The organism is Caballeronia cordobensis (assembly GCF_001544575.2).
Taxonomy (GTDB): Bacteria; Pseudomonadota; Gammaproteobacteria; order Burkholderiales; family Burkholderiaceae; genus Caballeronia; species Caballeronia cordobensis.
This window is the reverse complement of the sequence record NZ_FCNY02000003.1, coordinates 1-11,949: the sequence shown is the minus strand read 5'-3', so window position 1 is coordinate 11,949 and position 11,949 is coordinate 1. Positions and strand designations below refer to the sequence as shown.

The 11,949-nt window shown below is 63.0% G+C and carries 8 protein-coding genes; 5 read left to right on the top strand and 3 right to left on the bottom strand.

Going from position 1 to position 11,949, the window contains the following annotated elements:
• The first annotated feature begins 321 nt into the window (after positions 1-321).
• Positions 322-3,456 (top strand): acetoacetate--CoA ligase, encoded by a 3,135-nt coding sequence (locus tag AWB70_RS06435; protein ID WP_053572045.1) that lies wholly within the window; start codon positions 322-324, stop codon positions 3,454-3,456.
• Positions 3,457-3,539: 83 nt separating this feature from the next.
• Here AWB70_RS06435 and murJ read toward each other — a convergent pair whose 3' ends face one another.
• A complete protein-coding gene (gene murJ / locus AWB70_RS06430; RefSeq protein WP_053571078.1) occupies positions 3,540-4,922 on the bottom strand; it encodes a murein biosynthesis integral membrane protein MurJ in 1,383 nt (460 codons plus the stop codon).
• Between the two features lie 271 nt (positions 4,923-5,193).
• Here murJ and AWB70_RS06425 point away from each other — a divergent pair, with 271 nt between their 5' ends.
• From AWB70_RS06425 to AWB70_RS06410, 4 genes are all read left to right on the top strand, one after another.
• Positions 5,194-6,237, top strand: coding sequence for a glycosyl hydrolase family 28-related protein (locus AWB70_RS06425; protein ID WP_053571077.1), 1,044 nt, complete (start codon positions 5,194-5,196; stop codon positions 6,235-6,237).
• A gap of 121 nt (positions 6,238-6,358) precedes the next feature.
• A complete protein-coding gene (locus tag AWB70_RS06420; RefSeq protein WP_053571076.1) occupies positions 6,359-7,390 on the top strand; it encodes an SGNH/GDSL hydrolase family protein in 1,032 nt (343 codons plus the stop codon).
• 225 nt (positions 7,391-7,615) lie between these two features.
• Positions 7,616-8,596, top strand: a complete 981-nt coding sequence (locus AWB70_RS06415; protein ID WP_053571075.1) for a glycosyltransferase family 2 protein — start codon at positions 7,616-7,618, stop codon at positions 8,594-8,596.
• A 622-nt stretch (positions 8,597-9,218) separates the two neighbouring features.
• The gene (locus tag AWB70_RS06410; protein WP_053571073.1) at positions 9,219-10,310 is read left to right on the top strand and encodes a glycoside hydrolase family protein; all 1,092 of its coding nucleotides are present in this window, start codon (positions 9,219-9,221) and stop codon (positions 10,308-10,310) included.
• A 509-nt stretch (positions 10,311-10,819) separates the two neighbouring features.
• Here AWB70_RS06410 and AWB70_RS38680 read toward each other — a convergent pair.
• Together AWB70_RS38680 and AWB70_RS38675 are read right to left on the bottom strand one after the other, a co-directional pair.
• On the bottom strand, positions 10,820-11,053 hold the full coding sequence (locus tag AWB70_RS38680) for a hypothetical protein (RefSeq protein ID WP_045459907.1): 234 nt from the start codon (positions 11,051-11,053) through the stop codon (positions 10,820-10,822).
• Between the two features lie 274 nt (positions 11,054-11,327).
• Positions 11,328-11,949: hypothetical protein (locus AWB70_RS38675; protein ID WP_235024150.1), on the bottom strand; the 622-nt coding region annotated here is incomplete at its 5' end.

Here is an 11,949-nt window from a genome sequence, read left to right as displayed (position 1 = left end):
ATCTCGCGGAATAAATCCGCGCCAGAAATCGGTATGAATGACGACGCGCGCTGAGACGAAATTCGTTTTTCAGCGGACACCTAACACCTGTTCGCATACTTCTGACCGATTCTCGCACCGAGCCGATGCGTTCTGTTTACCACCGCACATTGTCCTGCGATCTGGCTGGATACGCTTTTGTCGATGGAATGAGGTCTGCCCGGAATCGGACCTCGATAAAGCCAGAGCGCTCAGCGCCGGACATGGATCGACCGTTTCAACAAATAAAAAAAGCAAGCCGGCCGTGTACGGTATTGCCGCAACCATTGAGGGAGTCCAATGATGAATCGTTCGGAATCGCCCAACGAGGCGAGTTCGCGTCTGCCGATTTTCGACCGGGATCCCGCGCGCGCCGCGGATTCACAGATGACCGCGTTCACCGCGGCGCTGCAGGCACGAACGGGGCAGTCTTTCGCGCGCTATGGCGCACTGCATGATTTTTCGGTCAGGGAGTATCGGGAATTCTGGAAGTGCTTCATCGACTGGTCGCACGGACTCGCATGGTCCGGCGAAGCCGAACCGGTGTGTGTCGGCGATGAGTGCGAAACCGCGAGCTTCTTTCCGCGCGTATCGTTGAACTACGCAGATAATCTGCTCGGCTTTGCGATTGCCGGCCCCGACGCCCCCGCGCTCACCGCCTGTCACGCCGACGGCCGCCGCGTGCGCTACACGCGCGGCGAATTGCGCGAGCGCGTGGCGCGTCTCGCCGACGCGCTCACGCAACTGGGCGTGCGCGAAGGCGACCGCGTCGCAGGCGTGATGCGCAACGACGCGAACGCGATCGTCACCGCGCTCGCCGTCACCGCGATCGGCGCGACGCTTTCGACCGCCGCGCCGGAGATGGGCATCGAAACGCTGCTCGACCGCTTCTCGCAACTCGCGCCGCGCTTTCTGTTCGCGCACACCGAAGCGAAAGCGTTCGATACCGGCACGCCGCTCGTCGACAAGATGGTCGCACTCGCGCGGGCGTTGCCGTCGCTCGAAGGCATCGTCGCGATCGATGGCGACCCCAGCGCCTTGCGCGCCGCGCGGCCCGTCAATGCGCTCGACGTGCTCATCGCGTCCGGCGATGCGAGCCGCCTGGAATGGAAGCGCTTCAACTTCAATCATCCGCTCTTCGTGATGTTCTCGTCGGGCACGACCGGCAAGCCGAAGTGCATCGTGCACGGCGCGGGCGGCAGCCTGCTCGAACATCTGAAGGAGCATCGGCTGCATTGCGACCTGAAGCCGGGCGAGCGCATGTACTTTCACACGAGCTGCGCGTGGATGATGTGGAACTGGCAATTGTCGGCGCTCGCGTCGGGCGTGGAAATCGTCACTTACGACGGGCCGATCGCATCGGTCGATACCTTGTGGCGCCTCGTTGCCGACGAGCGTGTCAACGCCTTCGGCACGAGCCCCGCCTATCTGAAGATGTGCGAGGACGCCGGCCTCGTGCCCTCGCGCGAATTCGATCTGCACGCCCTCCGCTCGATGATGTCCACCGGCGCGATTCTCTTCGACTCGCAGTTCGAATGGGTGCGCGACAACGTGAAGCCGCTGCGCCTGCAATCGATTTCCGGCGGCACCGATATTCTCGGCTGCTTCGTTCTGGGCAACCCGAACCTGCCCGTCTATTCGGGCGAGGCGCAGTGCAAGAGCCTTGCGCTCGACGTGGAGGCGTGGCGCGACGGCGCGCGCGCCGAGGGCGTCGGCGAGCTGGTGTGCGTGAATCCGTTCCCGTCGCGCCCGCTCGGCTTTCTGAACGATCCCGAAGGCGAGCGTTTCCACAAGGCGTACTTCAGCGCCAATCCCGGCGTCTGGACGCACGGCGACCAGATCGAGTTTCCGCCGGAAGGCACGGCGCGCCTGCATGGGCGCAGCGACGGCGTGCTCGTCGTGCGCGGCATCAATGTCGGGCCGGACGAGATTTATCGCGTGCTGAACGACATTCCGGAAATCCGCGACGGCATCGTCGTGCAGCAACGCATTCGGCCCGCCGGCGGGCCGGGCCACGCCATCGGCGAGCGGCTCGTGCTGCTCGTCACGCTCAAGCCCGGCGCGCGCTTCGGCGGCGCGCTGATCGCGCGGATTCGCCGCGACATCGTGCGCCGCGCCTCGGCCGCGCACGTGCCGGACGTGATCGCGGCCGTCGACGACCTGCCGATCACGCATAGCGGCAAGCTCACCGAGACCGCGGTGCGCAATGCGGTGAACGGACTCGATGTCACCAACACGTCCGCGCTGCGCAATCCGGCCTCGCTCGATTCGATCCGCAATCACCCCGCCCTGCAGCCGCCCGCGGACGACATCCCGCAGACCTACACGACGCGCGCGGAACTGGAACGGCTGCTGCAATTGAAGTGGGAGCAGCTTTTCGCGTTCGCGCCGATCGGCCGCGACGACAACTTCTTCGAACTCGGCGGCCATTCGCTGCTCGCGGCGCGTCTGCTCGCGGAATTGCAGCCGGTCGCCGGCCGCCCGATTCCGCTCTCGACGATGCTGCGCGCGCCGACCATCGCGAAACTTGCCGACGTGATCGAGAAAGGCACGCTGCCCCAGACCTCCGAAGTGCTCGTGCCGATGCGCGAAGGCGAAGGCACGCCGATCTTCCTCATGCACAGCGTGACGGGATCGGTGCTCGAATGCACCCGGCTCATCGGCACGATGCGCAAGTCGCGTCCGGTGTACGGCCTGCAGGCGCTCGGGCTCGACGGCGAAACGCCGCCGCAGCACCGCGTCGAGGACATGGCGAAGACCTACGTCGAACAGATTCGCAAGGTTCAGCCGAAGGGGCCGTATGCGCTCGCCGGTTTCTCCTTTGGCGGCCTGATCGCGCTCGAAGTCGCGCAGCAACTGTTCGTCGCGGGCGAGCAGACGGAATTCGTGTGCCTGCTCGACACCTACGTGGAGGAACGCTGGCTGCCGTGGTTCGCGATGGTCGGATTCCGGTGCGACTATGTGAAACGCCTGTGTAAGACGCTCGCGGAGATGTCGCCGCGTGAACGCGCCGGGTTCGCCGCGACCAAGTACGCCGCCGCGCGCAACAAGCTGGCGATGCGCCTCGGCCGCGTGCCGCAGGTGCAGGCCGCGCCGGGTCCGAACGCAGCCGCCGATCCGATGCCGCCGGTCCTGCGCCAGTTGCGCAACACGTTCCGCACCGCGATGAACAACTACCGGCCGAGGCCGTTCGACGGCGGGCGGATCGTCTATGTGCGCGCATCCGGGCGTGAGGAAGACCGGGGGGATCCGCTGCCGCTGTGGCGCAAGATCGCGCGCCGCGGTCTGACCGTCGCGGAAGTGCCGGGCGATCACGGCGGCGTCATCGAGGATCCGGGCGTGTATGCCGCCGCCGCCGCGCTGGACGGCGAGTATGGCGTCGCGGAGGGCTCCGGTGCGCAGGACATCGCGCCTCGCGGCGTGATTCGCAACGCGTAGTTGTCACGGCCTCTCGACATCAGCCGCCCGCAGGTCCGGGGCGGCTGATTTTTTTGGGGCGTCGAAAAGAAGCGCTCAGCCCTTCACCGGTCCGTGCCGGCGTCCGGTGCATAAGGCGGCGCGAATCGCGTCCAGAAGAGATAGCACGCCATCACGCTCGCCGCGCCCACGCCCGTGCCGAGCGGCACGCCCAGCGGGCCGAGGAAGCGCACCAGCACCGCATTGGCGGCCAGCTTGGCCGCGAAGCCGATCACGGATATCACGGTGATGGCCTTGTAGCGCGCCTCGCCCGCGAACAACTGGATGAGCACGCACATGCCGAAGGAAAACGGAATCTGCGAAAGCCCGAAGCGGAACAGGCGCGTGACCGCGATCGTGTCCTCGCTCGTGAACGCGCCCTTCTGGAACAGCAGCGCGATCGCGTACGGCGCGAGCGCATAGGCGATGCCCGCGCCGACGGTCCCCACCGCCAGCATCACGAAGGACCATTTCAGCGCCGTGCTGCGCGCCCGCGTATGATCGCCGCGATGCAGGATCTCGGAGAGAATCGGCAGCGTCGCCCGGCTGATCGCGATCGCGCCCATGCTCACCAGGAGCGACAGCAGGCGATTGGCGTAGCCGAGCGTCGCAATGGCGCCGTCGCCGAGTTGTGCCATGAAATACTGGTCGACGGGCAGCCACAGGTTCGCCACGACCGAGCCGATCAGCAGCATGGCGAGCGAGCGCATCATGCGCGGCCACTGCGGCGCGCTCAGAGACAGGCGCGGCCGGGCGGGCGCGGCATCCGCCTTGCGCGCCAGGATGCGCAGCCACGCGGCCTGTATCGCGATGCCGATGGTCGTGCCGAGCACGAGCGGCATGATCGATGCGTGCTCGCGCGCGCTCAGCACGAACGCCAGCAGCGCGATGGCCGGCACGCATTCGAGCAGCGTGTTGATGTGCTTTTCCGACGCCTGCAGCCGCGCCGACGAGATGCAGATCGTGAAGGCGAGCACGCCGGCGGGCGTCATCCCGATGACCATCTGACGGCACATTTCGCGGGTCGAATCGGAGAGGCTTCCCGAGAAGAAGCCCACCATGTGCGGCCAGAAGAAATACAACAGCAGCGAAACCACGATGCCGATGGCGAGTCCCGCGCCTTCCAGTTCGCCGAGAAACCGGTCTTGCTGCGCCTTGTCCTTTCTCAGCGCGACGAGCGCGGTGACGAGCAGGACGCTCAGTTCGTTGGTGATGGTCGAGGGCAGCCACGTGACGAGCGTGAGCGCGAGCTGATAGGCGTCCACTGCGCCGCTGATGCCATAGCGGTACGCGATCGCCATTTCCTTCGATGCGCCGATCAGCTTTCCGGCGAGCACGAACACGAGCAGGACGAGCGCGCTTCTCGCGATGCGCTTGTGGTCCTGATGAACGCCGCCCAGACGATTTCTTACCCGGTCTCTTACCGATTGCACGGTTGCGGTCAGCACCTTTCCTCCGGCATGGCTTCTTTTGTTGGATGAATCGAAAAGGAGCGTGCAGCAAAGACAAGGCATCGACTGTTCGACGCGCCACCCGTTTTCGCGGAAGACCAATCCGCAGAGGTTTTTCACGCGGGAAGTGAGTTATCGCACCGATGGCGCGGCCGCGCCGGGTAAATCTTCGGGATCATTCGGCGGCCCGCGCATTCGGCGGCGCGCGCCACGCGAACTATCATGGACGGTCGGAATTGAAATTCGTTTATAGGATGGGGGACACGCAATGAGACGACCCATCGTGATCGGCGTGCTGGTCGTTGGCGTTGTCGCCTTCGCGGCGGCCGTGCCGGGCGTGAAGACGCAGGTTCACGCCGCCTACGCCGCATGGGACGAAGGCCGCTTGCAGGACCACTTCTCGCGCGGCGGCTTCATGCGCTGGTGGTATCGCACGACGGGCTGGGGCAGCGGCATCCACGCGAGCCTCGACACGTCGCCCGTCCCGGCCACGGCCAGTTGCCCGCAGACCGCGTTTGTGCCACCCAAACTGGTCAATCCGCGCAGCCCGAAGGACTTCGGCGCAAAGGGCAACGGCACCACCGACGACACCAGGGCGTTCCAGGCCGCGGTCGACGCCGGCGACGTGCTCGTGCCCGCAGGCACGTATCTGCTCAATCACACGGTCGTGGTCACGGCGAGCAACCGGCATATTCAGTGCGAGCCCGGCGTCACGCTCAAAAAGACGGTTCGCGCGGACAGCAACATGTTCAATTACGAAGGCCCGTCGACGGGGAACAGTCTCGTCGGCTGCAACTTCGTGGGCGCGAATCCGACGCGCATCCGCGATTGGGAGAATCCCGGTCATTACGATATTCCTGTCCAGACGAACGGCGCGGTCGATCACTTTATTCTTGCGGGCAACAGCTTCCGCGACTTTTTCGGCCAGTCGATGTTTCAGACCGAAGGGCACGGCGGCGGCACCGGCGCGGTGCTGGTGTTCAACTCGTTCGCGAACTGCCCGCTCTACGGCGTCGCGCTGGTGGGATCGGTCAACGGACGCGTCGCCTATAACCTCGCCGACAACTGCCGCATGGGCCCCGAGAACAACGACGCCACGCAGGATACAGGCGGCAATGTCCTCGAATGCAATCGCATGATCAATGGCGGCAACATCACCGGCGGGTCGAATGGCGAGGGCGGCGTCGACTATAGCGGCAACGTCGTCCGCCATAACGTGCTCGACGGCGGCTATATGCAGATCAGCCCGCCGGAGAAAGGAAAGGCGGCCCGCTATATCGACAATACGTGCAACGACTGCGCGACCGAATAAGGTCCTTTCGCGCTGCAGCGCATCTTTCTTGCTTGCCGTTTCCAGGGGTCGCGGCTTCGATCCGCCTGACGATTCATCGTCCGGCCGAGAGCCGCCCTAACGAACGACGGAAGGACGAGCGATGCGTCATAGCGGAATTTCACTCGGCTTGCGCAAGGCAATTTCTGCCTTGCTGGTTGCATGGCTTACCGCATGCGGCGGTGGAAGCGACTCGGGCTCAGGCGGCTCGAGCGGCTCGACGGAGCCGGCGGGCGGCGTCAAATTGCAGGTTGTATCGTTCGGCGACAGCCTTTCGGACGTCGGAACCTATGCGCCCATCGCTGGCGCGGTCGGCGGCGGACGCTTCACGACGAATCCCGGCCAGGTGTGGACGCAGGACGTCGCGCAGTATTACGGCGACACGCTCACTGCGGCATTCACCATCGATCTCGGCCACGAACTGAAGGCGCGCGGCGGCCTGGGCTATGCACAAGGCGGCTCGACCGTCGCCACGCCGGCCAATCAGAATCAATTCCTGACCGACGTGATCGGCGATATCGAAATGCCCGTCAATCAGCAGATTGCGAGCTATCTGTCCGCTCACGGCAGTTTCAACCCGGGCCAGCTCGTGCTCGTCTGGGGCGGCGCGAACGACGTGCTGCGCGCCGGCAGCCCGCCCGCCGCCAACACGACCGTGCAGACGGCCGCCACGACGCTCGCGCAACTCGTCGGGCAGATCGTGCAAGGCGGCGCGACGCATGTGGTCGTGATCAATGTGCCGAACATCGGACTCTCGCCCGACGGCATCAAATCGTCGGATGGCGGCGCGAACTTCACGCAGCTCTCGCAACTCTTCAACACGACGCTCAACGCCGCGTTGCAGGCGAACGGTCTGCAAGGTAAGGTTATCCAGATCGACGCTTATACCTGGACGACACAAACCATCGCGAACTATCAGGCCAACGGTTTCACCGTATCCAATACCGCGCAGGCATGCGATCCTTCGAAGACGCCGCACGACACGTCGCTGCTCTGCTCGCCCGCTACGTATGCCTCCTCGAACGCGGACCAGACCTATATGTTCGCGGACGACCTTCATCCCACCACGCGCATGCATGCGCTCTTCGCGCAATACGTGGAGCAGCAGATCGCGGCAAACGGGCTTGGCCGTTGATCGCGTATCAGCCGCTTCACGCCATGTGAAATACATCGGCGTTCTGATCGATCTGCGCAATGCACGCATTCGGTTCTTCTTCGCGTGCGTGCGTTGCGCTTCACATCGTGAAAGCAGAACTGCTGAATAACCCTAGTACATACTCTTCGCATCCAAAGTAAACTCCTTGGGCGCAGTCGCCTTCCTGAATAAGCACTCCCGTGCAGTTAAAAGGGTAAAACATTCATGTCCGCACCGCCAAAAATCAGTGTTCTCGTGCCCGTGTATAAAGTTGAGCCGTATATCGAAGAGTGTCTCGACTCACTACTGTCACAAACCTCCACCGATTTCGAGATCATCGCCGTCGACGATAGCAGTCCTGACCGATCGGGCGAAATTACCTTGCGCATCCTCGAACAGCAATCGAGAATTCGCTGGCAGTTCATCAAAAACCCTGAAAACAAGGGCCTCGCGGAGACGCGAAGGATCGCGGCGCTTGCGGCCCGCGGCGAATATGTCCTGTGCGTGGACAGCGACGACCACGTTCATCACGATCTCGTGCGCAGGGTGATCGAAGAAGCCGAGCGGCACAATGCGGATGTCGTCATCTTTGCCGCGGAGAACATCAGCCCGGAAGGCAAGATCAATTATCGCGTCGAAGCCGGCGACGCCATCATGAGCGGCGTCGAGGCGGTCGAGAAGATTCTCGATCTGTCCATGCAGGCATATTGCTTCAATAAGCTCGTGCGCCGCTCCATCTTTCTTGCGATCAAACATCCCAGCGGACTGATTTACGAAGATATCTGCGTGTCCGTGCAGACGCTAGGCAAGTCGAATATCGTGCGGCTCATGCCGGATACCTTGTACTCGTACATGTATCGCGAATCGGGCATTTCGACGCGTTTCAATCCTAAGATCGTCGACATCTTTGCCATCATGGACCGCGTCGAAGAAAGCACGGCGTCGATGCCGATTCGAAATTACCGCAAACTTCTCTTCAGACTGAAATATGTCTACGGTTATCGCACCATCGCATTCCAGGCTGCGATCAAGGCGCCGACGTATGGGCTGGCGAAGCCTATCCTAGACAGCGTCGCCGAACGACTTCGCCTGGCGCATCTGCTCGGCATGTATTCGGACCATCGCCCGAAGCTGTCTTTTGTGATGGCCATGCTCAAAATTCATCCGTGGCTCTTCTACTGTTTCGTCAGACGTTTTGGCCGTTAGACGCTGCATTTCCGTACTCCTGCTTATCCTGTTTCGACCCTTCTGCGTTGTTAGCGTCCGAAGCCAGCCGCAACCCCCATTCCACCGATGAATAAGTAAGTTTTGCTGTGGCTAACTCAGCGAATGGATTTTTTTGCTGTTGCAGTCGTTTACATTCATCTCATAAGACGATAACCTTGCGTCCGTTGTCTGATTTTCGGCAACGGTTGCCGGCACGGTGTCAGCGAGTCGAAATAATCGGCATTTCTGACCGTCGCGACGCAAACGTTTCCACCTTCCGACGACGCCCGCCTTCGAATTGAGCTTGTTCGTCATTTCGTAGGTCCATGCGAGCGAACGCAACTGTTTGCTCGACTCCGCCATCCAGCGCTTGCCGTGTTGCGCGCTGGACCTTGTCAGCAAATCCGTGCCGTTCTGGCTACTTGCTACGCCCCGATTCTGGCGTCGCGTAGCCGGTCGTGTTTCGCCTGTCGTCTGGATGACTAACTAATGTCATACCGGCGGGGCCACGGATCCGCGTGATGCCAACATACCCTTGTTGGATCTCGCAATTGCCGGGAGGGTCCTGCAGCGTGCTGAGAATTCACGAGCATTGCGCAATAGATTAGCAATGCTAAACGCAATGACGAACCGCAAACACAACACTCCTCGCTCGTTCAACCTGTTTTCGGCGCGCAAGGCCGCCGCGATCGCGACCGCTGTGCTGACGAGCGTGCTGCTCGCCGCTTGCGGCGGCGGCAGCGATGTCGATCTCGCCGCGACCGACAAGAGCGCCCTGCCGGACTCGACCGCGAAGGCTTCGACCAGCACGTCGATCTTCTACGGCGCGAATGGCCGCAACACGAACGGCGGCGCGTACGATTCCACGGCCGTCGCGACGCAACTCGCGCAACTGCGCGATATCGGCGCGAAGATTTATCGTAACTCCGTGTACAACCTGGCCTCGGCGAAGGTCGTCGCCAAGATAGCGCAGACGATGGAAGCAGGCGGCGTGACGGTGTACCCCGTGATCATGCTGGGCACCGGCTTCAATAACGAGCAGGACGCCTATAACGCGGGCTACAACCTCGGCAAGCAGGTCGCGGGCACGTACAAGTACAAGTACTACGAAGTCGCGAACGAGCTGGAGGCGCAAGCGCTCAACGGCAACGTCGACGGAACGAAGTGGAACCAGTACAGGAACCAGCCGTTCGTGGTCGCGCGTGGCGTGATCCGCGGTCTGATTGCAGGCGTGAAGTCGGTGGATGGCTCGGCCAAGATCATCGTGAACGGTACGTGGCTGCATTACTCGTTCTTCCAGATGCTCATGGACGGCTCGCAACCCGACGGCACCCGCGGCCATCCGACCGTGAACTGGGACATCACCGCATGGCACTGGTATTCGGACCAGGGCGACATGACGCGCGCATGCGGCGGCACGGGCTGCTACGACATGCTCGGCGTGCTGCATTCCTTCGGCAAGCCCGTGTGGATCAACGAATTCGGCGTGCGTCCGAACTACGGCACCGATGCGCAGATCGCCTCGTACATGGCCGGCAACCGCATGATGGCCCAGTTCCAGAGCGTGGCCTCGAAGTACAACATCCAGTCGATTCAAGCGTTCGAATTGTATGACGACAGCGAAGGCGCATTCGGCCTGATGAAGTCGGACGGTCAGACGCCGAAGGATGCTTACTGGGCGTATAAGAACTTCGTGGCAAGCCACCCCATGTAATTTTCAGCGGGTCTGAAGATCCGTCGAGTTCGATTCGATTCGCTCATGCCCTTGGCGGCATGATTCAACGAGCGGCCCAATGTGGCCGCTCGTTTGCGTTTCAACGTCCATTTCCCGCTGTTCAATGTTATATGTCAGACGAATCTATCTGGATTAGTTTGCATTCCTTATCGTCATTTGCGGTCCATCACACACAAGGCGCTTGACGACGCCCCAACCATACAGATAGCCTACGATTCATCGATACAAAGCTTTCGAAACGATTTCGCCCAACGTGTTTCGACGCTTCGATGCTTCATGTGCGCGCACGCAATGTCCGCCGTTGCCGGGTAACGATCCGGCGCATGAAGCCACGATCGCTATCGCATTTCTCTTATCGCCGATCGTTCGCAAACGTTCTCTGCGAGGTCTCGCACGTCGTTAAATGACGACGCCCCAGCGCCGGGTTAAGTACCGCACAGAACGCGGCGTACAGCCTGTCATTCTTGCCCCACATCGCGTCTGATGCTTCACGTGGCGCGTGACGACGAAAGACTAAACGGGGCACACATGAGTAATCCTAAGAAAAAAACCTTGAACACGGTGATCAAGCTCAGCGCGATCGTAATCGCCGCGGCCGCCGCCAATTTTGCGTCCGCGCAAACGACGGCGATTCCTTGCAACAGCCAGTCTTCCGATGGGTGTGCGCCCGTCGGCCTGAGCGGGGCGATGACGGTTGCGGCGGCGGATTCGCCGGCGGGCATGTCGCCGTCGACGGAACCGTCGGTCGATACGCAGTCGTCGGTCGTCCTCTTGCTCGAAGGCGGCCGCGGCAGCGATGGCTCGCCGGGATCGCGAGCGGGCGGCGGCAACGCGGCCGGCTCGGGCTCGGGTCAGGGCACGGGCTCCGGTTCGGGCTCGGTCGGCGCGGGGCCGGGTTCAACCGCGGGCGCGGGCGGCACGAACGGCGCGGGGGGGACGGGCGGGTCCGGCAGCACCGGGGGCGGCACGGGATCGGGATCGACCGGAAACGGCAGCTCAGGCCCCGGCAATTCGGGCGGCGGCAATTCGGGCGGCGGCGATTCCGGCGGCGGCGATTCCGGCGGGGGTGATTCCGGCGGCGGCGATTCCGGCGGAGATACGGGGGGTCATGGTCATCACGGACACGGTCATGGTGATGGCGACGGTCATGGCGATGGCCACGGTCACGGGCACGGCGATGGCGACGGGCATGGTGATGGCCACGGTCACGGCGATGGCCACGGTCACGGCGACGGTCATGGCGATGGCCACGGTAATGGGCACGGCGATGGTGACGGGCATGGTGATGGCCACGGTCACGGCGATGGCCACGGTCACGGCGACGGTCATGGCGATGGCCACGGTAATGGGCACGGCGATGGTGACGGGCATGGTGATGGCCACGGTCACGGCGATGGCCACGGTCACGGCGACGGTCATGGCGATGGCCACGGTAATGGGCACGGCGACGGCGGCCATGGCGACGGTGGTCACGGCGACGGCGGTCACGGCGACGGTGGCCACGGCGACGGCGGTCACGGCGACGGTGGCCACGGCGGCGCTGGTCATGGCGACGGTGGTCATGGCGACGGTGGTCACGGCGACGGTGGTCATGGCGACGGCGGTCACGGCGACGGTG